The sequence below is a fragment of the Sphingomonas sp. NCPPB 2930 genome, assembly GCF_042867205.1.
Lineage (GTDB): Bacteria > Pseudomonadota > Alphaproteobacteria > Sphingomonadales > Sphingomonadaceae > Sphingomonas.
Genome location: NZ_JBHZQU010000013.1, coordinates 64,989 through 87,691 on the forward strand (window position 1 = coordinate 64,989; position 22,703 = coordinate 87,691).

Consider the following 22,703-nt stretch of genomic DNA (forward strand, 5'->3'; position numbering starts at 1 on the left):
CGGGGCGGCGGTTCGCGCCGCCGCCCCCCTCCTCAGAACGACTTGGACACGCCGACGAAGAAGCCGCGACGCGGCCCATATTGCGGCGCGCCGACACCCACGCCGGTTCCGTCGCGGATCTCGTATTTGTGGTCGAGCGCGTTGATGACGTCGAAGCGGATGTCGATGTTCGGCCCGGCCAGATGGTGGCTCGCGGTCAGGTTGAACTGCGCATAGGGCGCGATCTTGGCGCCGTTGGGAATGCTCCGCACATCGTCGTCGCGGCGCAGGCCCGAGCCATAGATCATGCTGCCGCCCAGCTTCGTGCCCCCCGCAAAGGCATAGGACACACCCGCCGATCCGGTGAAGGTCTGGTCGTGATCCAGATAGATATAGTGCCGGGCGATATAGTCGAGATCGTCCTGGCCGAAGCTGAACTGGCTGGAGACGATGCCCCGGCCCTTGGCCTTGGCGGCGGCGAAATTGGCATAGGCGAGCAGCGGCCCGCGCTGATAGCTCATATTCGCCTCGATCCCGCCGATGCGCCCCTGCCGATAGTTGAACGGGGTCAGGATGATCGGCGCGCCGAACTGCCCCTCGTCGATCAGGTTCTTCGAGATGCGGTAATAGGCGTCGATGCCATAGGTGAAGTAGCGGCTGAGCCGCGCCTGAAACCCGGCGTCGAAATAATCCTGCCGCTCGGCATAGGGGACGTCGTTGACGGTGACCGAGGGATAGGCGCTGGTGCCGACGAACTTGTTGATGCTGGTATTGCCGACCAGCTCGAAGGGCGGCGGCACGAAATAGCGCGAATAGCCCGCGTGCAGCGTATAGACATCGTCCGGCTGCCACACCAGGTTGACGCGCGGCGACAGCTGCCCCTCGCGGCGATAGCCGTTATAGAGGTCGTAGCGCGCGCCATAGTTCAGCGTCAGCCTGGGCAGCAGCTTCCATTCGTCCTGCAGATAGGCGCTGACGCTGGTCGCGGTCTTGCCGCTATTGTCGGCGATCTGGATCGGCTCGCCCGCCTGGGCGCCGTTGCCGTCGACCGGGAAGACGCTGGTCGTGGTCGCGCTGGTCGAGCGGTCGCGCGACAGCAGCAGGCCGCCGCGCAGCGTGTGCGCATCGCCCAGATGATAGACGGCATCGACCTGCCCGCCGATCGCGAAATCCTGCTTGTACGCCTGTTGCGCCTGCCCGTTATAGAGCAGCTCGCCCAGCACGTCGGGACGATAGCGCAGCGAGGAATAGCGCGCGAACAGCGACGCCTGCACGGTGAACGGCTCGGCATCGTGGAGGAAGGCCAGCTGGCCGAAGCCGGTCTTCTCCAGCTGCGTCTCGTTCAGCTTCTCGCTGGGAAACGTCTTCTGTCCGCCGACGCTCCAGGTGCCGCCCGGCTGTTGGCCGACCGGGTTGGGGATCTGGAACCACTGGTTGGAATAGCCGCCGACGAACGACACCCGGTTCTGGTCGTCCAGGATATGGTCGACATAGGCGAAGCCCTGATACTGGTCGGTATCGTCATGCACCGGGTTGGACCGGCCGTCGACGCTCTCGATGCCCAGGCCACTGTGCCGGTAATCGCCCGACACGAAGTAATTGGTGCTTCCCGAAGAGCCGCCATAGGTCAGGCTGGGCTGGATGGTGTTGTGGCTGCCGCCATAGATGGACGCGGTGCCGCCATTGTCGAACAGCCCGCTCTTGGTCGTGATGTCGATCACGCCCGCGGTGCGCAGGCCATATTGCGCCGGCAGCGCGCCGGTCAGGATGTTGACCTTGTCCACCAGGCGCGGCGACAGGGTCTGGCCGAACACCGCCAGGCCTTCGGGCAGGATGGTGCCGTTGATGCGATATTGCAGGCCGTTATGGTCGTCGCGGACGTGGAACTGGCCGAAACCATCCTGCACGATGCCGGGCGCCTGGAGCAGGATCTGGTTGAACTGCTGGTTCTCGCCGCCGGGCAGCGCCTTGATCGTCGCGCTGGTGATCTCGTAATTCGACGCGCCGAGGCTGGGCTGGATATGCGCGCGCGCCGTGTCCAGCCGCTTGGCGGTCACGACGATGTCGCTGCTGTCGCCGCCCTGCGTCTGGTCCGCGTCAGGCGTGGGCACGCCGCGCGTCTGCGCCATCGCCGGCATGGCGATCGCGGCCGTGGCTACGCAACACAACAGGGCGTATAAGCGCATAGAGATACTCGCATGATATATAGTCTCCCGGACATTCTGCTTCGCCTTGCTGCGGTGCGAAGGCAAGCGTCGTCGCGCTCCATGACGCATTTGTAAGACAGTCATCATCCGCCCGCCCGCCATGGCCAGCGGGGTCGGATCACGCTATCATGCGGATATGGCCGAACGTTTTGAGAGACACCGCCAGCCTTGGCGGCCCGACGAGATTCAGAAACTCCACACGCTCGCCAAGAAGGGCATGGCGCTGAAGGCGATCGCCAAGGCGCTGACCCGCAGCGAGGAGTCGGTCAAGGCGCGCGCCAAGGAAGACGGGCTGTCGATCGCCAAGCTGCACTGAGCCGGACGGGCGGCGCTATCCCGCGACCCGCCCGATCCGCACCAGCACGCCGCTGGGGTCGCTGACCGCGAACTCATAGGTGCCCCAGGGCTTGAGGTGCGGCGCGCCGGGCTCGATGATCCGGTCGCGCACCCGGTCGGCGACCGCATCGACGTCCTCGACATAGAGATAGAGGCCGAAGGGATTCTCCTCCACGCGGGGTGGCCAACCGGGCATGTGGTTCAAATGCAGATGCCAGCCGCGCCCGTCCTCCAGAATCCGATAGCCGCCGAAATCGGCCGCGACGGTAAAGCCAAGCAGCCGGTAGAAGGCGGTGCTGGCCGCCATGTCGCCAGCCGGCACGATCGCGACGCAATGATGATTCATGGCCCTCTTCCGTCCCGTTGGCGGGACCGGCGCATCCTATCGCATGGCGTCGTTCGCGAAAGCCGTTTGCCGCTATAGCGGATAGCCGTCGCGGCACCGCTCCCATTCGACAGGATCATGCGCGCAGACGAGCGTGACCGTGTCGCGGCGTGCGATCGACAGGTCGCGCAGCCGGGCCTGGTTGGCCAGACGCGCACGCGCATCGACCTCCATCAGCCGCTGATAGGCGCGCAGGCCCGGCGTGCAGCGGCGTCTCGCCTCGCGCATCTCGCCGCGATAGAAATAGGCGTCCCCGGCATGGAGCAGCCATCGCCCGCCGGGCTGTCGGATCGCCACGCCCGCATGGCCCCATGTGTGGCCGGGCAGCGGCACCAGCAGGATTTCGGGCGGCAGGCCGGGCAGGTCGCGGACCGCATCGAACCCGAACCAGCCCTCGCCCCCGGCGCTGTGGAACTGCCACCGCGCGACCTGATCCCATTGCCGGGGGCGCCAGCGGTTGCGCGCGACGATCCCCGCATGCGGCCCGGCGGCATCGTCATATTCGCGGTGCATGACATGCACGGTCGCGTTGGGGAAATCCTCCAGCCCGCCCGCATGGTCGAAGTCGAGATGGGTCAGCACGATGTGCCGGACATCCCCGGCGCGGTGGCCCAGCGCCTCGATCTGGCGGATCGCGGTTTCCGACTCGCGCAGCCGGATGTTGAGCATGGCCCGCCACGGCAGGGTGATGCGGGGATCGGGGCGGCGATGCGGATGCGCCACGTCGCGCAGGCCATAGCCGGTATCGACCAGCGCCAGCCCGCTCGCCTCGGTCTCGATCAACAGGCAGTGACAGACCAGATGCCCCAGCGGCCCATGGCTGCGCCCATCGAACAACGCACCCCCCAGGGGGCAGTCGGTCCCGCAGTTGAGATGATGGATCCGCATCGGGCTCCAACCCGATCGATCGGGCGATCGTTCCATCTTATCCCTATTTTACAATAGGATAAATCGCATCACCTGGATCAGGAAGCCCGCCATCACGGCTCAGGCGGTCAGGGTGATCCGCCGCCCTTCCCGCGCGGAGCGATAGATCGCCTCGATGACGCGCAGATCGGCCAACCCTTCCTCGCCGGGGACCAGCGGCCGGGAGTCGTTCAGGATGCACTCGGCGAAATGGTCGAGCTGTCCGGCATGCTGCCCCTTGCTCGGCGGCAGGCGCCGCTCCTCGGTCCGGCCGTCGCGGTGGACGAACATCCGCTGCCCCTCATAGGCGGTGGCGGGTTCCAGCCCGATCCAGCCCTTCGTGCCCGTCACGCGGTAGATATTGTGCCCCGAGCTGTAGCTCGACACGCAGGTCGCCTCGATCCCGGAGGGGAAGCGCAGCAGGAAGGTGATGCGGTCCTCGACGGTGCGGAAGCGCGGGTCGTTGCGGTCGGTCGATTCCACCGCGCTGACCTCCACCGGTTCCTCGCCGGTCAGGTAACGGACCGCATTCAGGCTGTAGATGCCGATGTCCATCAGCGACCCGCCCCCCGACAGCGCACGGTCGAGCCGCCACTGGTTGGGCTGCGCATCGAAGCCATGGTCGGAGGTGACGATCCGCGTCGGCCCGACAAAGCCCTTGCGCGCCAGATCGATCGCCAGCCGGTTATACGGCTCGAACCGCGAGCGATAGCCGATCATCAGCTTGCGCCCCGCCGCCTGACAGGCCTCGATCATCGTCCGGCAGTCCGAGGACGACACCGCCATGGGCTTCTCGCACATCACATGCTTGCCCGCCCGCGCCGCGCGCACCGTATATTCGGCGTGCAGGGCGTTGGGCAGGATCACATAGACGACGTCGACATCGGGATTGTCGCGGATCGTGTCGAAATTCGCATAGCTGTAGCGGTGGCTGGCGGGCACGCCATATGTCTCGCCGAAGCGGGCCAGCTTCTCGGGCGTGCCGCTGACCAGCGCGGTCAGGCGCGCATGGTCGCACTCGGCGAATTTGGACATGATCAGTTCGGCGTAGCGGCCCAGTCCGACAATGGCATAGCCGATCCTGCGCCCGCCCGGCGCGGCGCAGGCACCCCCGGCCGCCATGGCCAGTCCGGCGCCCAGCCCTGTGATGACGGTTCGACGGCTGGTGTCGCGCATGATCCTCTCCCGATCGGTTATGGCTATATCTGTCAATGGCTTAGCATCATCCGCCGATCCGCACCACCACGCGCCTTTCCCACCGCCCCCCGTCCCCCCTTGCCAGGATTCCCGCCGCGCCATAGCGTCCCGGCCGGGGATCTGGGGGGAATAGAGACGTGCGTACCATATTCGTGCCGCGGCACCGGCTGGCGCTGGCGCTTCTGATGGCGGGCGTCGCCGCCTTTCCGCTTCACGCCGCCCGACCGGTCGCCGTGGCGGTGGAGACCGCGGGCCCCGCCGCCGCGCAGGCCCCGGCGGTCGAGCCGATGCCCGACTGGGTCCGCACGCTTGCCATCCCCGAGGCGACGAAGCCGCGCGTCGAGCGGGCGCAGGACGGCGTCGTCTATCTGCTCAACGATGCGCAATATCGCTCGCGCCCGGACGGTCATGACGACTGGTTCCGCCTGACGAGCAAGGTCATCAACCGCAGCGGGCTGGAGTCGGCCGGTCAGATCACCATGGCCTATAATCCGGCCTTCGAGACGCTGGGCATCCACTTCGTCCACCTGATCCGCGACGGCAAGGTCATCGACCTGACCCGCGACACGCAGTTCCGCGTGGTCGAGCGCGAGGACGATCTGGAGGACGGGATCGTCAGCGGCACGATGAAGGTCATCGCCAATCTGCGCGACGTGCGGGTCGGCGACATCGTCGATTACGCGACCACGGTCCATGCCCGGTCCAGCCTGTGGGCGGGCCACGCCTTTTACGGTTTCTCCCAGCGTTTCTCCGAGCCGCTGGCGATGCGCAGCCTGCGGTTCGTCTGGCCCGAGGGGATGACGCCGCGTTTCAAGGCGATCAACAGCGACATCGCCTTTCCGCCGCGCAAGACCGATCGCGGCACCGAATGGGAATGGAGCGTCACCGATCCCGCGCCGATGAAGGGCGAGGACAATGTGCCCGGCGGCGTGTTCCAGTGGGGACTGGGCGAGATCTCGACGATGCGCGACTGGGGCGAGGTCGCGGCCTGGGCGACCGGGCTCTACCGGGGCGACGACACGCTGCCCGCCGACTTCGCCGCGCGGCTGGACGCCATCGCCAAGGCGTCGCCCGCCCCCGCCGACCGGCTGACCGCCGCGACCCGCTATATCCAGGACAATATCCGCTATGTCGGCGAGGAGTTGGGCGAGGGCTCGTTCGTGCCGCGGCGGCCTGGCGTGGTGCTGGCGCGCGGTTACGGCGACTGCAAGGACAAGAGCCTGTTGCTGGCGGTGGCGCTGCGGCGGCTGGGCATCGACGCGGTGCCCGCGCTGGTGTCGACGACCGACGGCCCCCGTCTGACCGAGCGCCTGCCCTCGCCGCTGGTGTTCGACCATGTCATCGTCCGTGCGGTCCTCGACGGGCGGGTGCTGTGGATCGACCCGACCGGCACCCATCGCGGCGGCCGGGGGACCGCGATCGTCCCCTCCAATCTGGGCCATGCGCTGCCGATCCGCGACGGCCAGGCGGCGCTCGAGCCGATGGCGGGCTATGGCGAGCGGGCCGGGCGCATGACCGTGGTCGAGGAATTCGCGGTCGACGAAAAGGCCGAGGTCGCGATGACTCTGCACGTCGTGACCCGCTATACCGACGCCCGCGCCGACCAGGTGCGCGGCAGCTGGGCCTCGACCTCCGCGCGCAAGATCGCGGACAACAATCTCGCTTTCTATCGCAAGCGCTTTCCCGAACTGGTCGAGGGCAAGCCGCTGGTCCAGACCGACGATCGCGACGCCAATGTGGTGACGATGGTCGAGGACTATACGATGTCGCGCGCCGCGTTCGACAAGGCCAAGCTGTCCGCCAAGCTGATCACCCGCGCCTATGCCGCGCAGGATATCCTGCCCGACCGGCAGGATGATCCGCGCCGCCAGCCGCTGGCGCTGCCCGACCATGTGGTGAACGAGCAGACGATCGACCTGCGGGTCAAGGACCGGCTGCTCGAGCCGCTGGAGGATGTCGAGGCCAAGGGCGGGCCGGTCGCCTTCTCGCGCCGCTCGACCAAGCTGCCCGAAGGCCTGCACATCGTCTATCGACTCGACACCGGCCCGCGCGACATGGTGCCCGCCGCCGAGGCGGAGGCGGTCTATGCCGTGTCGGAGAAGGTCTCGAACGAGACGGGCATCGAATTCTATCTGGAAAAGTCCCCGCGCCCCTCGGGAATGCCCGCCGGGCTCGCCCCCGCCCTGGCGGCGACGATCCGGCCCGACCTGGAAAAGCTGATGGCGCTGATCCAGAAGCCGGACCAGCCGTCGAAGATCGAGGCGCTGTCGCTGATCGCCGCGATGTCCGAAAAGCTGCCGCACCCCTCGCCGATGGCGGGGATGGTCGACGGGCTGAAGGCGGCGGTGCTGTCCGATCTGCGGCGTCCGCAGGCGGCGCTCGCCGCATTCCAGTCGGCGACCGCGCAGTTCGACGGCAATCCCGAGGTGTTCCGCATGTGGATCGCCTATGAGCTCGACCTGGGAACGCCGGACTCGGTCGTGAAGGCCTTGCAGCGCACCCGTGCCGCCCAGCCCGCGATCGTCACCGGACTCGAAGATGCATGGGTTCGCGCCGCACTCCAGAAGATCCAGGCCTTGCCCACCGAGGCGCGGACGAAGGCCCATGAGGATCTGTGCATCGTCCTGTCCGACAGCGAATGGCAGCAATCGCCGCGCACCGCCTTCGGCGGCAGCATGCTGGGCTGCGCGATCGTGGCGCAGAGCCGCCGGGGCGATCTCGCCGCCGTGCGGGCCGGGCTGGCCAGGACCCCGCCGACGCCCGCGCTGCTGGCGCTGGCCACCGACAGGCGGCACCAGCCGCTGTGGGGCGACATGGAGCGGCTGGTCGCCGATGGCTTCCGCCAGTCGCTGACCAGCGCCGCCGCCAGCGCGGAGGCCGCCGCCCGGGCCGCGCCGCGCGATTACAAGGCGGTCACCGAACAGATGCGCACGCTGCGCACGCTCGGCCGCTATCAGGAGGCGATCGCGGCGGGCAAGGCGCTCGCCACCGACACCCCGCGGATCGAGATGGTCGGCCATGACGGCTTCTGGCTGGCCAACGAATATGCTGAGAATCTGCAAGCGCTGGGCCGGACCGACGAGGCGGTGGCGCAATATGACCGGATGCTGGCGCTGGGGATCGAGCAATATCCCGAGCTGGTCTCGCTGGCGATCAACCGCGCCGAGATGCTGACCGCCGCCGGACGCTATCAGGCGAGCATCGACAGCCTGACCGCGCTGGAGGCCGGGCAGGGCGCGAAGATCAGCCTCTATGGCAAGATGTGGATCTGGTCCAACCGCGCCTGTGCACAGCACCGGCTGGGCCATGCGGCGGAGGCGAAAGCCGACGAGGACCGGCTGGCCGCCAAGCCCGCCGAGAACTGGAGCGCGACGACCGCCGCCGCGGCATGCCGGGGCGACGTGAAGGCGATCGGCGAGCATCTGATCGCCCGCCTGCGCGCCGAGGACAGCCGGGAGCAGGCGATCGGCCTGTTCCTGATCCAGCCGCCCTCCCCGCACCGCACGTCGCTGGAGGCCGAAATGGTCGAGACGATGGACAAGGCCCGCGCGCTGCCCGAGGTGCAGGCCGAACTCGCCAAATATGGCCGCGCGGTCCGCTATGCCGGGACGGCGGAGGGTTGGGGTACGTTCTGACGCCGGTTCGGACCTCTCCCCTCCCGCAAGCGGGAGGGGTCGGGGGAGGGAATGGGGTCTCACCGAGCCCAAAGCCTGTGCCCCTCGCCCCTCCCCAACCCCTCCCCCTGCCGGGAGAGGGGCTTTATCGGCCGAGCCCTCCGCTATGACGAATGGGCGCAGGGCTGGTAGAACGATCCGACGCCCGTTCGGACCTCTCCCCTCCCGCAGGCGGGAGGGGTCGGGGGAGGGCATGGGGTCTCACCGAGCCCATAACCCGTGGCCCTCGCCCCTCCCCAACCCCTCCCCCTGCCGGGAGAGGGGCTTTATGGGCCGGGCCCGCCGATATGACGAATGGGCGCAGGGCTGGTGGAACGATCCGACGCCCGTCCGAACCTCCTCCCCTCCCGCAGGCGGGAGGGGTCGGGGGAGGGAATGGGGTCTCACCGAGCCCATAACCCGTGGCCATCGCCCCTCCCCAACCCCTCCCCCTGCCGGGAGAGGGGCTTCACCGGACTACCCTCCCGCGCCACCCAGACGGCGGCGTGCGCTGTCCAGCGCCGCGTCGCGCCATGCCCTCAGCGTCGCCACCGACACCTCCGCCAGATCGAAGCGCAATTCGTGCATCGTCATGCCCGATCGATAGCCCTCGGGCCAGATGGCGGTCTGTTCGAATCCGCAGCGCTGGAAAAAGGGCGCAACCCGTGGCGAGGTGTCGACGGTGACATAGCGGGTCGGCGGATCGGCATGGGTCGCGACGTGCAATAACCGCTCGAACAGCAGCAACCGGCCCAGCCCCATGCCGTGGCAACGCCGCGCCGCCATGCCCCAATAGAGCAGCGCCTTGTTGTAATGCTCCCAGAGTTCATAGCCGCCGAACGCGACCACCCCTCCGTCCAGCGTGATGACGAAGGCCGGGCCGTCGGGATCGTCCAGCGTCTCCTCCAGCCATTCGCGGTCGCCCGCGCCGAAATAGTCCGCGCGGGTGTCGTCGAAGATCGCCAGCACGGCGGCGCGGTCGCCCTGTTCGTAAGCGCGGACGAGAATGTCGGTCATGGCGTGCGGTCCCAGAGTGCCACGGTGTCGATGGCGCCCCCCGCCTCGCGGCTCCAGCAGCGGGACGTGCCTTCGCAGGTCGCGGTCGCCTTGACCGAATCGAGCAGCCGGGTCTCGATCGCCTCCGCCGCCAGCCGCCGGGGCGTGCCGACCAGCTTGGCGTGCGCTTCCTTGATCGTCCAGCGGCGCAGCCATTGCCGCGACCGGTCCCCCGGCGGCGCGGCGCGCAGCGCCTGTGCTTCCAGCGGGGTCAGCATGTCCCAGAGCGGCGGGGCCTCCTCGATCAGCTCGCGGTCGACGGCGATCGGCCGGCGCGCCGCACCGATCAGGCACTGGCCGCCGCGCCCCGACAGGCCGAGATGCCAGCCGCGCGGGACCACGACCTGTGGCTGCCCCGCCGGGCTGCGCGCCAGCATGACCGCCTGCGGATCGAGGCCACCGAGCCGGGCGAGCAGCCGCGCGGCCAGCCCCCCTCGCCGCCCCGTCCCCGGATCATCGGTCCGCCAGACCACCGGGCCATCCGCGTCCAACGCGTCCAGCGCGCCGTCATGCCAGAGCGGCGTCATCCCCCGGTGACGATGCGCGCGGGGCTGCCTTCCCAGTTGGTGCCGTCGGGCAGCGTCTCGCCCTTCATCACCACCGACAGGTCGCCCAGCTGCGCATCTGCCCCGATCTCGGCATCGTAGAGCACGATGGCCAGCGAGCCGATGGTCGCGCGGTCGCCGACGGTGATCGCGCCGACCTTCATCACCCGGTCCTCGAACAGATGCGTCTGGAGCCCGGCATAATCGTTCAGCGCGACGTCATCGCCGATCGTCACCAGATCATGCTCGGTCAGGTCGGTGGTGTCGATATAGCAGCGCCGCCCGACCTTCGCGCCCATCAGCCGCAGATAGAGCCCGATCCACGGCGTGCCGCGCAACGGTTCGAGCAGGTTGCTGACCGCCAGATTCTCGTAGGTCGCCGTCACCAGCTCGGTCCGCCAGACAAAGGTGCTCCACAGTGGCGCGGTGGTCGCCTTGTACCGCCCGACGACCAGCCATTTCAGCGCCAGCACGAACGCCCCGCAGGCGAGGCAAAAGCCCAGATAGAGGAAGGGGAAGGTCGAGACGATGACCAGCCCGCCGCGCTCCAGATCGTCGAGATCGCCGACCGCCGACAACAACATGCTGAAGAACACCAGAAAGGCGGTCAGCGACAGGGTGGTGCGGATCGCCTCTATCGACAAGCGCGTGGCGATCAGTCCGCGCGACGGGTTGAAGCGCGCCCCCTCGTCGAACATCGTCGCGACCTGGCGCACCGGCAGCTTGAAGGCGGGCGAGCCGAACCAGGTGCTCCCCGCCTCGGTCGCGAGCGCGGGGTCGGCGGGGGGCTTGGACAGGACGCCGATCAGCACCTCGTCGCCGATCTGCGCGCCGGTCGGCAGCAGCGCGGAATTGCCGATGAAGCTGCGGCGGCCGATCCGGGTATGGGCGAGTTCGATGGTGCCGTGCCCGATCTTGGCCGCGCCGAAGATCACCGAGTCGGCGATGAAGCTCTCCGGCCCAATCTCGACCAGGTCGGGGATGATCGCGCTGGCGGTCGAAATCTCGGCGCGCCGCCCGACCTTCACGCCCAGCGCGCGGTACCAGGGGATGACGTAGAGCGTCGCAAAGATCGGGTGCAACAGCCGCAGCGCCAGATCGTTGATCTGCTTGACCATCCAGTAGCGGACATAGAAGCCGCTGTTCAGGTCGTACACGCCCGGCGCGACCCGGCCGAGCAACAGCCGCTTGGCCAGCACGGTCAGCACGCACATCATCACGATATAGGTCGCGGCGAGCAGCGGCGAGACCAGCATATAGCCATAGCCGGTCGTCGCCCAGTCGAGCTCGATCAGCGCGATCAGGCCCGGTGCGATGGGCAGGATGGCGAGGATCGGCAGCAGCAGCGCGCCGATCAGCAGCCCCAGCGACGCCGTGCCGCTCTTCGCGGTCCGCACCGTGCCGGGTTCGACCATCTGGTCGAAGGCGGCGGGCGATCCGGTCCAGCGTTGCCGCGCCGGGATCACCGTCTCGGCCGGGAGCGCGGACATGTCGTCGAGGATCGCATCCTCCTCCAGCCGCGCATTCCGCCCGACCACCGCCTGCGACCCGACAAAGGACCGCGCGCCGAGATGGACCGTACCCAACCGCAGCAACCCGCGCTCGACCGAGCTGGTCGCCAGCACCGCCTGGTCGCTGACGATGGCATCGTCGCCGCACGCAAACAGGTCGGCGGTGTCGATGATGCCGGTGCCGATATAGGCGCGCTTGCCGATGCGGGCGCCGAGCATCCGATAATATCCCCGGATCATCGGCGTGCCCGCCAGATAGGGGGTCGCCGTCACCGCGATGATCCGGCGCACCAGCCACCAGCGGAAATAGGTCCAGCCCCAGAGCGGATAGTCGCCTGCCTTGAACCGCCCGGCGATCAGCCACTTGGCCGCAATCGAGAACAGCATCGAGGCGACCGGTACGATGGTGAAGAATAGGGCGCTGAGGATCAGCGCGTCGATCCGGCTCATCCGTCCCGCCAGATGGGTATAGGCGACATAAGGGAAGAACCATTGCAGCCCGGCAATGGTATAGATGGGCAGCAGTGCGACGGTCTGCGCGGCGACGCACAGCATCCGCTGCCATTCGGGGACGCGGTGGAAACTCGCCTCGGTCGCCACCGCCACGGGTGCGGTCCCGCCGATGCGCAGCGCCAGCGCGCGGATGGTCGGCGCGGCGTAGAGATCCTCCAGCGACAGCCCCGCCAGCCCCGGCACCTTGCGCGCCGCCGAGACGAGCCGCGCGGCCTTCAGCGAATGGCCGCCCAGATCCTCGAACAGATCGTCGGTCACCGACACCGGCTGCGGCGCGAAGGCTTCCGACCAGATGCGATGGAGCTGTTCCTCCATCGGGGTGGCGGGGGCCTCGACGGCGCGGCCGGTGTCGACCGTCATCTCGGGCTTGACCAGCGCCTTGCGGTCGACCTTGCCCGAGGCCGGCAGCGTCGGCAGCGCGGCGAGCAGCTGATAGGCGGCGGGGCGCATATAATTGGGCAGGCGTTCGGTGACGCGTGCCTTGATCGCGGGGATGTCGATGCTCTCGCCGCCGCGCGCGACGAGGAAGGCCGCCAGGAATTCGGCGCCATCGGCATCGGTGAACAGATGGACGACCGCCTGCGCCACGCCCGGCGCCTCGCCGATCACCGCCTCGATCTCGGCCAGTTCGACGCGGAAGCCGCGGATCTTGACCTGGGTGTCGATGCGCCCGACGAAATCGATGTCGCCCGCCGCGTCCAGCCGCACCAGGTCGCCCGAGCGATAGATGCGCTCCGGCCCGCCCGACACGGTGTCGAACGGGGTCATCGTGAATTTCTCGGCGGTCAGGTCGGGACGGTTGACATAGCCGACGCCGACGCCGGGGCCGCCGATCACCAGCTCGCCCTCCTGCCCCGCCTCCACGGGTTGCAGCGCCTCGTCGACGATCCAGGCGGTATAGCCGGGCAGCGGCTTGCCGATGGTGATGCGCTTGCCCGGCTGCACCTCGGTCCAGGTCGCGGTCACCGAGGTCTCGGTCGGGCCATAGGTGTTGAGCAGGCGCAGGCCGGGTCGCGCCAGGCGACGCGGCAGGTCCGCCGGGCACGCCTCGCCGCCCATGTTGATCAGGCGCAAGCTCGGCACCGGATGCTCGACCAACGCGATCAGCGAGGGGACGACGTGCCAGACGGTCGTCTTCTCCGCCGCCAGCGCGACCGCGACATCGGGCCCGCTCGACGCCAGCGCCTCGGCCGCGACGAGCAGCTTCGCGCCGACGAAGAAGGCGCTCCACATCGTCTCGACCGACATGTCGAAGGCCAGGCTGAACCCGCCGAACACGATGTCGCCGGGCTCCAGCGCCAGGATCGCGCTTTCGGAGCGGACCAGGTGGCAGGCATTGGCATGGGTGATCATCACCCCCTTGGGCCGTCCCGTCGTGCCCGAGGTATAGATGATATAGGCCAGGTCGTGCGGGTCCGATCCGGTGGCCTCGCGCCCCATCGGCAGCGGCGGCTCGGCGGCGAGATCGCCCAGTTCGGCGTCCAGGCACAAAGTCCGCCCCGGAATCTCCCCCGCCCGCGCGCTCGTGGTGATGGTCAGCGCCGCGCCGCTATCCTCGATGATGTAGGCGATGCGGTCCTGCGGATAGCCCCAGTCGACGGGCACATAGGCGGCCCCGGCGCGCAGCACGCCCAGGATCGCCATATACTGGTCCAGCCCGCGCGGCAGGCACAGGACGACGCGGTCGCCCCTGCCCACCCCCAGCGCGCGGAGCCGGTGCGCCAGCGACAGGCTACGCTGCGCCAGCATGTCATAGGTCCATTCGGTCGAGCGGCCGAATTCCTCGTCCGCGCCGATCAGCTTCAGCGCGGTCGTCCAGCCCCGGTCCCGGCAGGTCGCGTCGAACAGCTCGTGGAGCAGCTCGTCACGGGCATAGGGGCGGTCGGGCCGCAGCGCCGGGGCCGGAGCGATCGAGGCATGGATGCTCGGCGCGACGGAGGCTTCGGTATCTGCGGACATCGATACGCTTTCCTGGGGAACAAGGACGGAGACGGCTCAACTGCGCCGGATGAGCGCCCGTGACAATCGCCGATCCTCCAGCGAATAGTAAAGCCAGATGCCATCCTCGGCCACCACGACCGAGGCGGCGAAGGCGATGTCGGTCGCGCCCCGATCATCGGCGGGCGGCGGCAGGATCAGCGGCTCGATCCCGCGCGCGACGACGCGGGTATAATGTTCGTCGAACGCGACCCAGCCGATCCGCCAGCGCGCATCCCGCGTCGCGCCGTTGTAGAACATGACCGGACACGCCTTGTCGTCGGTCAACAGCGGGCCGGTCGACAGATGCCAGTCGTCCCAGCTGTTCTCGCGCGGCATGAAGGGGGTGGGCTGTTCGGTCCAGGGGCCCGCGACGTCCGCGCCGATCGCCATGCCGATGCGCGATGCCTGGTCGGCGGCATATTCGTAGAACAGCCGCCAGCGTCCGTCGGCGGTGCGGTCGACCGTCGCTTCCTTCGTATTGCCCTCGGACTTGGAGGAGGCCAGCGCGACGCCGCTCTTTGCCAGCCGGTCGAGCGCGGGGCCGGTGGCATAGGACAGCTCGCCATGCGAATGGTCCGCCAGCACGCCCGAATAATAGACGAGATAGCCGTCCTCGCGGCGCACGACGGTCGGGTCCTCGACCCCGCCCGCGTCATGGTCGCCCGGTCCCGGCGCGATTGACGGGGTGTCGAGCATGGTGAAATGCCGCCCGTCCTCGCTCCAGCCCGACCAGATCACGCCGGTATCGGTCAGCGTCTCACCCGGACGGACCACCGCGCGGACCATCATGCCCCATCGCCCGTCCGCCTCGCGCCAGACATAGGGGCTCATCAGGTCGCGGGCCATCAGCGCGGGTGGCCCCGACAGCGTCACATCCTCGATCCGCTTGACGTTGAAGTCGAGGTCCAGCGGGGCGTCGACCACCCGGTCCTTGCGGTGCGGATCGGCGACCGGGCCCTGCGCGTCGGGGGCCATCATGCGCCGAGAGCCTGCATCAGCGACAGGCCGCCATCGATGACGATCCGCGCGCCGGTGATGTAGCGCGCCTTGTCCGAGGCGAGGAAGACGGCGAGGTCGGCCACCTCCGAGGCATTCCCCGCGCGCCCCATCGGAATATTCTGCTCGAGTGTCCGGCGATAGACCGGATCGGCCTGGGCATGCGCGTTCATCGGGGTCAGGATCATGCCCGGCTCGATCGCGTTCACACGGATGCCGTGCGGCGCTTCCTCGATCGCCAGCGTCTCGACCAGGTTGGACAGCCCGCCCTTGGCCGCGCAGTAATCGGCGCCCCCGGCGCGCACCGCATAGGCGTGGATCGACGAGATGTGCAGGATCGCGGCATCGCCCGTCGCCTCGCCCCGCCCGGTCAGGAACCGGCGCGACGTCAGGAACGCGCCCGTCAGGTCGGTGTCGAGCAGCCGTCGCCACTGGGCCAGCGTCATGTCGCGCACCGTCACGCCCGACATGTTCAGTCCGGCCGAATTGACCAGCACATCGGCGGGCCCCCAATGCCGTTCGACGGTCGCGAAGGCGTGGTCGACCGAGACCTCGTCATCGACATGCGCCTGGACGGTGATCGCCTCGCCCCCGGCGGCGCGCACCGCCCCGGCGGTCTTTTCGGCGGCGGCGGCATCCGCATAATAGAGCACCGCCACCCGCGCCTGCCGTGCGCCGAACGCCTCCGCACATGCCGCGCCGATGCCCGATTCCGCGCCCGTCACGATCACTGTCTGACCCGCCACGTCCTGTCCTCCATCGATGATCGGGCGTAACGATTCTTGATCCAGATCGGTTCAGCGGCATCTTCGCGAAGCCGTGGAATGTCGGGGGCGACTGACATGCGCGCTACATATTCGCGCGGTATCGGCGCGCATCCGTCGATGGCGATGCCGGGACGGCGGCGCGCAAGGGCGCGGCTCCTGTGGTGGCGGAATGGGTGGCGACGGTCGGACAGTGATGGGCGCGCGGGACGCGGCGGGGCGGCGATGATGCTGCTCGCCGCGCTGGTGCTGGCCGCCGGGCAGGACGACCCGATGCTGCGCATCGACCTGCCCGCCGGGACGGTCGCGGCCGGGCTCGACCGGCTGGCGCGGCAGGCGGGGCAGGCGCTGGTCGCGCGGCCCGCCGACCTGGCCGGTCGCCAAGCGCCCGCGCTGAAGGGGACGCTGCGGCTGTCGCGCGCGCTCGACCGCTGGTGTCGCCCGGCCGGGCTGTCCTGTCGCCGGATGCCGGGCGGGATCGTGGTGCGCGCCGACCGACCGCTGCCGCCCAAGGTCACGCCGCCCCGCCGCGCGCCCTCCCCGCCGCCGCCGCCGCCGCCGCCCGTGACCGGCGAGGAGGTGATCGTGTCCGGACGACGCGGCACCGACGTGCAGGGCGAACTGGATCGCAGCTATTCCGCCTCGCATCTGGACGCCGTCGAACTGGCGCGGCGGCCGCCGCAAAGCCTGGCCGAGATGCTGTCGGGCCTGCCTGGCCTGTGGGTCGACACCTCGGCGGGAACCGCGGCCAACACCGTCCGGGTGCGCGGCATCCCGCTCGACGGCTATCAGGCGATCGCGGTGCAGGAGGACGGCCTGCCGGTGCAGCACGACACGCTGCCCTGGACCGATATCGACCAGTTCGTCCGCCCCGACCTGTTGGTCGAGACGGTCGATTATGTGCGCGGCGGCCCCTCCGCGATCTTTGCCAGCAATGCGCCGGGCGGCGTGCTCAACATGCGTACCCGCGCCCCCGCCGGGCGGCCCGGTGGCGAGATGCGCGCGACGCTGACCGATTACGGGCTGGTCCGCTGGGAAGGCTATGCGACCAGCCCCGTCGCCCCCGGCTGGCGCGCGATCGTCGGCGGGTCGGTGGCGCGCGATCCGACGGTGCGGCGCATCGCCGCGACGCTGGGCGGCGGCCAGATTCGCGCGCGGGTCGATCACGACTGGCGGGGCGGGCGGCTGACGCTGGCGTGGCGCGGGCTGGCCGACGACACGCTCAATATCTCGTCCTTTCCGATGCGCTATGTCGGCGGCGGGCTGGAGCCGCTGCCCGGTTTCGATCCGCGCCGGGACAGTTTCTTCGGCCCCGAGCTGGCGACCCTGCGCTTCGCCGCGCTGGGCGAGCGGCCGCTGGGGCGGAACAATCGCAACCGGCTCACCATGCCCTCGCTGGCGCTGACCCAGGATATGGGCGGCGGCACGCTGACGTTACGCGCGCATGGCCGCCGGTCGCGCACCGCGCGCTATGCGCTGTCCTCCTCGGGCAGCGCGGTTCCGGCGGCGAGCGCCATCGCCGAGGCGCTCCCGCGCCTCGCCGCCGCCTTTCCGGGCACCGCCCAGGCCGCGCTACGTCATGTCGGCGACGACAGCCCCTTCGCCGCGCTGCCCGGCAACGACCGGGTGGTGACGCTCAACCCCGTCGCCGCCGATGTCCGCCTGTCCGAAGCGATCGCCGACCTGTCCTATTCGCGCGCGCTGGAGGCGGCGGGGCATCACGAACTGACGCTGGGGCTGTACGGCGTCGGCTATGGCTGGCGCTTCCGCCGCGCGGTCGCGCGCGCGCTGGTCGAGGCGCGGGGACAGGGCCGATTGCTCGATCTCGTCGCGCTGGATGCCGCCGGACGGGTGCTGGGCCGCGCGACCGAGGGCGGATTGTCGAGCCGGGGATCGACCTATGAGGCGGTCGACGGGCGGCAGCGCATGGTCGCGCTCTATGCCGCCGACGAATGGCGGTTCGCGCCGGGCTGGCGGCTCGACTGGGGCCTGCGGCACGAGCGCGCCGCGCTGTCCGCACGGGTCGAGCGCGCGACGACGGTGAATGGCGGCGATCCGTCGACGCTGGCGGATGACCGGATCGCGGTCGGATCGGGGATATGGGACCGGCGCCGGGCCCGCATCGCGCGGACGGCGGCGACGCTGGCGCTGCACTGGCGGGTGTCCGACCGGCTGGGGCTGTTCACCCGCGCGACCCGTGCGATGCGACTGCCCGATCCCGGCGCATTCCGCATCGGCAGCGGCGATGCCGTCCGCGCCCTGTCGGTCGAGCAGGCCGAGCTGGGGCTGATCTGGCGGCGTGGCGGTGCGGGGCTGGACGCGACATTGTTCGCCAGCCGCTTTCCCGACATTGCGCTGCCCGACCTGTCGCTCGATCCCGCGACCGGCGCGGTGCAGGTGGGGCAGCATGACGCAACCGCACGCACGCTGGGGCTGGAGCTTAGCGGCCATGCCAGCCCCCGGCCGGGCCTGGCGCTGCGCGGCACGCTGACCTGGCAGGACCCCAGGCTGCGCCATTATCGCTTCGCCGACGCCACCGGCGGCACCCCCGTCGTCACCGACCTGAGCGGCCGGATGCCGCGCCGGGTGCCACGTCTGATGGCCAGCCTGTCGGCCAGCGCCACCCTGCCCGGCACCGGCTGGACGCTGGACGGCGATGTCTCGGCGATGGGGCGGCGCTTTGCCGACGATGCCAATACGCTGGCGCTGCCCGGCTTCGCGCTGGTCGATCTGGGCGCGAGCTGGGCGGCGACACCCGTCCTGACGCTACGGCTGCGCGCGACCAACATCCTCGACCGGATCGCGGTGATGCAGGGCGACGCGCTGGGCGGCGAGATCCGCGCCGGGGCCAGCGACGGCGTCATCACCGTCCGCGCGCAGCAGGGGCGCGTCGTGGCGTTCAGCGTCGACTGGCGGCTGTAAGGCCCCGGCGGTAGCGCGCCAGCTCCTCGGCGGCCGCCGCCAGGTCGCGGCGGAATGCGGGCTGGCCCTGTTCGCGCGCGAACACCGCGCTGGCCGCCAGATAGCCGCCCTCGACCGCGCTCTGGCTGTGCGATCCGCAGATCCAGCGGCTGTCGCCATAGTCGCGCCCGCGCGCCAGAATCGCCTGCGCCCGGTCGGGGATCAGCGCCGCCATCAGCAGCGCAAAGCCCCAGCCATGTGCGGTATGGCCCGAGGGATAGTCGCCATTGGCGATCAGCGAGGGGGTGCGCGGCTCGCAAATGGGCAGGTCGGTGCCGATGAAGGGGCGCGGCGACTGCCAGTGCCGCTTGGCCGCGCCGATCGCCGCCGAACGGTCGGCATCGAACCGCGCGATCAGCGCGCGGGTGACGGGCAGCTTGCTCCAGTCCGGCCGAAAGCCCAGCGCCCCGGCGAAGCGATCGCCCAGATCGCTCGACACGTCCGCCGTCGCCTGTTGCCAGCGCGCGGTGCCGGCGAGCGTCCGGCTGTCGCGAAAGACCCGCGCATCGGCCAGCGCGCGCGGACTGCCCGGTGCGGGCGGGCCGGGAAGGATCGCGGCGAGGTCCAGCCCCTCGCCCGCCGCCAGATAGCCCGCCGTCTCCCGCGCGACCGCGCCGCCCGGCATCGCCAGCGCAAGCATCAGGATCGCTGCCATTCCCCAGCCCGTTCGCATCGTCCGCATCCGCTCGTCCCTTGCCGAAGTTGTCATTCGCCTATCCCAAGACGTTTTTCCCCGGCAACCGGGGACATTGCCCTCGGATTGTTCAGACCATTCTCAAATCCGTAGAAAAACCGTAACAAAAACGCCATAAATGTCTTAAAACTTTTACAAATTTCCTTGTCCCCGTTTTGCGCGAACCCCCGTCTTCCCCGCGACCGTCCGTTTGGCCGGACGCGTGATTTCATTCCTTGGGGGGTTATTCGAGATGTGGACGAAGAGAACGCTGCTGCTGGCGTCGAGCGCGCTGTTCGCGGTGCAGCCGGCGGTCGCGCAGGACGCGCCGAAGCAGGATGGGGCGGCGGACCAGCAGGGCGAGGTGGTCGTCACCGGCTATCGCACCAGCCTGGCCGCCGCCCGCGATTCCAAGCGCGAGGCGTCGATCATCAAGGATTCGATCGCGGCCAGCGACATCGCCGCCTTTCCCGACCTGAACCTGGCCGAAGCGCTCCAGCGCCTGCCCGGCGTCGCGATCAATCGTGAAGCGGGCGAGGGCCGCCGCATCTCGCTGCGCGGCCTGGGCCCCGACTTCACCCGCGTCCAGCTCGACGGGATGGAGGTGCTGGGCAATGTCGACTCGCCGCAGGACAGCCGCGGCCAGACCACGCGCGACCGCGCCTTCGACTTCAACCTGTTCGCCGCCGAACTGTTCAACCATGTCGATGTCGAGAAGTCGTACCAGGCCAAGCAGACCGAGGGCGGCCTGGCGGGCACGGTCGGACTCTACACCGCGCGTCCGTTCGACTTCAAGGGCACCAAGATCGCCATGTCGGCGCAGGGCGGCACCAATACGCTGACCCGCGATTTCCAGCCGCGCCTGACCGGCCTGATCTCCAAGAACTGGGGCGATTTCGGCATCCTCGTCTCGGCCGCCTATAGCCGCCGCAACACCCGCGAGGAGGGGTTCGACACCTATCGCTGGCGCCGCAACAAGGCGAATGGCAGCAACATCAGCGGCCTGACCGCCGCCGAACAGGCCAAGATCAACTCGGGCGACCTGTTGTTCGCGCGCGGCAACCGCCTGTCGGTGTGGGACAGCAAGCAGGAGCGGATCGGGCTGACCACCTCGGTCCAGTGGGCGCCGACCGACAAGGTGCATGTGACGCTCGACGGGCTGTACGGCCAGTTCAAGGGCGACCGTTTCGAGACGCACCTGGCCTCGCGCGGCGGCGGCAGCTCGACCTGGCTGGGCGGCGGCGAGACGTTCGCGGGCGTGGTCTATCCCAATTCGCGGGTCAACGCGCTCCAGTGGAACGACCGTAACGAGGTCGTCTATCTCGACGTGTCGGGCGGCAAGGCATCGACCGAAACGCGCATCCAGAACACCAAGAACATCTTCAAGCAGCTGGTGCTGAGCGGTGACGCCGAGTTGGCCGAGGGGCTGACCTTCACCTGGCTGGGCGGGGTCGAGCGGTCGGCCTATTCGATGCCGGTCAACGACAAGTTCACCGTCGAGGGGTTCGGCGACGTCACCTCCGACTATCGCGGCGGCACCTATTCGCTGGTCAACACCTACAAGTTCAACCCGGCCGACGCCAATTTCTGGCATGCCAAGCGGCTGTACGTGAACAACACCTATCAGGACACGGCGTTCGACAACATCAAGGGCCGGTTCGACTATAAATTCTCGCCCGACGACACGATCAGCATAGGCGGGGAGTGGCGGCGCTTTGCCAATACCGGCTATTATGGCGAGCAGGACAATATCCTGACCAGCCAGTTCCAGTCGGGCAAGGTCAGCGCCAATGTCGCGGGCTATGCGCAGGTTTACGGCGGCTATACCGGCCAGGACTGGACCATCGTCGACTTCCCCAGGATGCTCCAGACGCTGGGCATCGACCGCGCGCAATATCTGACCAGCAAGCTGGGCGTCTTCGCGGTCGAGGAGCGCACCGGCGCGGCCTTTGTCCAATATGACTGGAATCATGTGCTGGGCGGCGTGCCCTTCCGCGGCAATATCGGCGCGCGCTACTATCGCACCACCGTCACCTCGGACGGGCTGGCCAGCGTCGGCCCGGTCACGGTGCGCGGCGAATATCAGGGCGTGCTGCCCGCCGCGAACCTGATCTTCGAGCTGAATCCGGGGCTGATGCTGCGCTTCGCCGCGTCGCAGAACATCAACCGTCCGGCGCTGGGCGCGCTGGCGGTCAACGGGTCGGTCAGCAACAACAATGGCGACATCACCGTGTCGATCGGCAACCCGAACCTGCGCCCCTACAAGTCGAACGACTTCGACATCTCGGCCGAGCAGTATTTCGGCTCGGTCGGCTATGTCGCCGCCGCCCTGTTCTACAAGCATCTCGACGGCTATATCTCGACCCAGACGGTCAGCGACGTGCCCTATTCGCAGACCGGGCTGCCCGACAATCTCTATCCGGGCGTCACCGGCAAGACGATCATCGACAGCTTCTCGCGCCCCGTGAACCTGCTGGCGACGAACCTGTTCGGGGTCGAGCTGTCGGGCCAGACCGACTTCAAGTTCCTGCCCGCGCCGTTCGACCGGCTGGGGACCGCGATGAACTTCACCTATGTCGACTCGCGGCTGGACTATTCCAAAATCTACGCGGGCAGCATCCCGACGACTCTGGAGGGGCTGAGCAAGTACAACGCCAACGCCACGCTTTATTACCAGGACAAGGCGTTCGACGCGCGCGTCTCGGCCAATTATCGCAGCGGCTATATCTTCAGCGCCTCGCCGGTGCTGACGTCGCTCGGTCCCGATCAGGACGTGACCGGGTTCGAGGGCACCGTCTATGTCGACATGTCGGCACATTATGCGGTCACCAAGAACGTCCAGCTGACGCTGAACGGCATCAACCTGACCAACCAGCGCGAGAAGCAATATTCGAACAGCACCAAGCGGCTATATGTCGTGACGCGTTCGGGCACGACGCTGCTGGGCGGTGTGCGGGTCACCTTCTGACCCTGACGGCGCTTGATGTCCTGCCCGCGCAGGATATCGGATCATGGTGCGTCGGCCTCTCCCCGAGGCCGAC

The 22,703-nt window shown here is 68.8% G+C and carries 14 protein-coding genes; 4 read left to right on the top strand and 10 right to left on the bottom strand.

The features are described 5' to 3' along the window. Nucleotides 1-32: 32 nt before the first annotated feature. A complete protein-coding gene (locus tag ACFX59_RS14435) occupies nucleotides 33-2,165 on the bottom strand; it encodes a TonB-dependent receptor (RefSeq protein WP_387433032.1) in 2,133 nt (710 codons plus the stop codon). 157 nt (nucleotides 2,166-2,322) lie between these two features. Here ACFX59_RS14435 and ACFX59_RS14440 point away from each other — a divergent pair, with 157 nt between their 5' ends. After that, nucleotides 2,323-2,502, top strand: coding sequence for a hypothetical protein (locus ACFX59_RS14440; protein WP_007403839.1), 180 nt, complete (start codon nucleotides 2,323-2,325; stop codon nucleotides 2,500-2,502). Nucleotides 2,503-2,517: 15 nt separating this feature from the next. On the opposite strand, the gene ACFX59_RS14445 is transcribed toward ACFX59_RS14440, so the two are convergent. The 3 genes from ACFX59_RS14445 to ACFX59_RS14455 form a co-directional block, all read right to left on the bottom strand. Next, nucleotides 2,518-2,868, bottom strand: coding sequence for a VOC family protein (locus ACFX59_RS14445; protein ID WP_387433035.1), 351 nt, complete (start codon nucleotides 2,866-2,868; stop codon nucleotides 2,518-2,520). A gap of 72 nt (nucleotides 2,869-2,940) precedes the next feature. Beyond that, nucleotides 2,941-3,795: an MBL fold metallo-hydrolase gene (locus ACFX59_RS14450; RefSeq protein WP_387433037.1), complete on the bottom strand. Its 855-nt coding sequence runs from the start codon at nucleotides 3,793-3,795 to the stop codon at nucleotides 2,941-2,943. Between the two features lie 99 nt (nucleotides 3,796-3,894). Beyond that, nucleotides 3,895-4,989 (bottom strand): Gfo/Idh/MocA family protein, encoded by a 1,095-nt coding sequence (locus ACFX59_RS14455; RefSeq protein WP_387433040.1) that lies wholly within the window; start codon nucleotides 4,987-4,989, stop codon nucleotides 3,895-3,897. A gap of 158 nt (nucleotides 4,990-5,147) precedes the next feature. Between ACFX59_RS14455 and ACFX59_RS14460 the strand changes: the two genes are divergently transcribed. Continuing rightward, nucleotides 5,148-8,645 (top strand): DUF3857 domain-containing protein, encoded by a 3,498-nt coding sequence (locus tag ACFX59_RS14460; RefSeq protein WP_387433042.1) that lies wholly within the window; start codon nucleotides 5,148-5,150, stop codon nucleotides 8,643-8,645. Nucleotides 8,646-9,140: 495 nt separating this feature from the next. Here ACFX59_RS14460 and ACFX59_RS14465 read toward each other — a convergent pair whose 3' ends face one another. The 5 genes from ACFX59_RS14465 to ACFX59_RS14485 are packed head-to-tail and all read right to left on the bottom strand — an operon-like array spanning nucleotide 9,141 to nucleotide 16,010. Continuing rightward, nucleotides 9,141-9,680 carry a GNAT family N-acetyltransferase gene (locus ACFX59_RS14465; RefSeq protein WP_387433045.1) on the bottom strand — a complete coding sequence of 180 codons (540 nt, stop codon included), beginning with the start codon at nucleotides 9,678-9,680 and terminating at the stop codon, nucleotides 9,141-9,143. Then, entirely contained in the window at nucleotides 9,677-10,246 is a 570-nt protein-coding gene (locus ACFX59_RS14470; RefSeq protein WP_387433047.1) for a 4'-phosphopantetheinyl transferase family protein, read from the bottom strand. Before ACFX59_RS14470 ends, ACFX59_RS14465 begins: the two co-directional genes overlap by 4 nt. Further along, entirely contained in the window at nucleotides 10,243-14,247 is a 4,005-nt protein-coding gene (locus tag ACFX59_RS14475) for a Pls/PosA family non-ribosomal peptide synthetase (protein ID WP_387433049.1), read from the bottom strand. The genes ACFX59_RS14470 and ACFX59_RS14475 overlap by 4 nt, the downstream gene beginning before the upstream one ends. Before the next feature lie 36 nt (nucleotides 14,248-14,283). Beyond that, the gene (locus ACFX59_RS14480) at nucleotides 14,284-15,246 is read right to left on the bottom strand and encodes a glycosidase (protein WP_387433052.1); all 963 of its coding nucleotides are present in this window, start codon (nucleotides 15,244-15,246) and stop codon (nucleotides 14,284-14,286) included. Further along, entirely contained in the window at nucleotides 15,243-16,010 is a 768-nt protein-coding gene (locus ACFX59_RS14485) for an SDR family oxidoreductase (protein WP_387433054.1), read from the bottom strand. Before ACFX59_RS14485 ends, ACFX59_RS14480 begins: the two co-directional genes overlap by 4 nt. Nucleotides 16,011-16,106: 96 nt before the next feature. On the opposite strand from ACFX59_RS14485, the gene ACFX59_RS14490 reads away from it, so the two are divergent. Next, a complete protein-coding gene (locus ACFX59_RS14490; RefSeq protein ID WP_387433057.1) occupies nucleotides 16,107-18,950 on the top strand; it encodes a TonB-dependent receptor in 2,844 nt (947 codons plus the stop codon). On the opposite strand, the gene ACFX59_RS14495 is transcribed toward ACFX59_RS14490, so the two are convergent. Then, nucleotides 18,928-19,644, bottom strand: a complete 717-nt coding sequence (locus ACFX59_RS14495) for a phosphatase PAP2 family protein (protein ID WP_387433059.1) — start codon at nucleotides 19,642-19,644, stop codon at nucleotides 18,928-18,930. The genes ACFX59_RS14490 and ACFX59_RS14495 overlap by 23 nt on opposite strands. Nucleotides 19,645-19,915: 271 nt before the next feature. On the opposite strand from ACFX59_RS14495, the gene ACFX59_RS14500 reads away from it, so the two are divergent. Continuing rightward, nucleotides 19,916-22,630: a TonB-dependent receptor gene (locus ACFX59_RS14500; RefSeq protein WP_387433062.1), complete on the top strand. Its 2,715-nt coding sequence runs from the start codon at nucleotides 19,916-19,918 to the stop codon at nucleotides 22,628-22,630. Nucleotides 22,631-22,703 lie beyond the last annotated feature (73 nt).

Excerpts from the sequence above, each read along its gene's own strand:
- ACFX59_RS14465 (WP_387433045.1), bottom strand. The coding sequence starts at position 9,680 with ATGACCGACATTCTCGTCCGCGCTTACGAACAGGGCGACCGCGCCGCC.
- ACFX59_RS14445 (WP_387433035.1), bottom strand. The coding sequence starts at position 2,868 with ATGAATCATCATTGCGTCGCGATCGTGCCGGCTGGCGACATGGCGGCC.
- ACFX59_RS14475 (WP_387433049.1), bottom strand. The coding sequence starts at position 14,247 with ATGTCCGCAGATACCGAAGCCTCCGTCGCGCCGAGCATCCATGCCTCG.
- ACFX59_RS14480 (WP_387433052.1), bottom strand. The coding sequence starts at position 15,246 with ATGATGGCCCCCGACGCGCAGGGCCCGGTCGCCGATCCGCACCGCAAG.
- ACFX59_RS14440 (WP_007403839.1), top strand. The coding sequence starts at position 2,323 with ATGGCCGAACGTTTTGAGAGACACCGCCAGCCTTGGCGGCCCGACGAG.
- ACFX59_RS14470 (WP_387433047.1), bottom strand. The coding sequence starts at position 10,246 with ATGACGCCGCTCTGGCATGACGGCGCGCTGGACGCGTTGGACGCGGAT.
- ACFX59_RS14435 (WP_387433032.1), bottom strand. The coding sequence starts at position 2,165 with ATGCGCTTATACGCCCTGTTGTGTTGCGTAGCCACGGCCGCGATCGCC.
- ACFX59_RS14500 (WP_387433062.1), top strand. The coding sequence starts at position 19,916 with ATGTGGACGAAGAGAACGCTGCTGCTGGCGTCGAGCGCGCTGTTCGCG.
- ACFX59_RS14495 (WP_387433059.1), bottom strand. The coding sequence starts at position 19,644 with ATGGCAGCGATCCTGATGCTTGCGCTGGCGATGCCGGGCGGCGCGGTC.
- ACFX59_RS14490 (WP_387433057.1), top strand. The coding sequence starts at position 16,107 with ATGCGCGCTACATATTCGCGCGGTATCGGCGCGCATCCGTCGATGGCG.
- ACFX59_RS14455 (WP_387433040.1), bottom strand. The coding sequence starts at position 4,989 with ATGCGCGACACCAGCCGTCGAACCGTCATCACAGGGCTGGGCGCCGGA.
- ACFX59_RS14450 (WP_387433037.1), bottom strand. The coding sequence starts at position 3,795 with ATGCGGATCCATCATCTCAACTGCGGGACCGACTGCCCCCTGGGGGGT.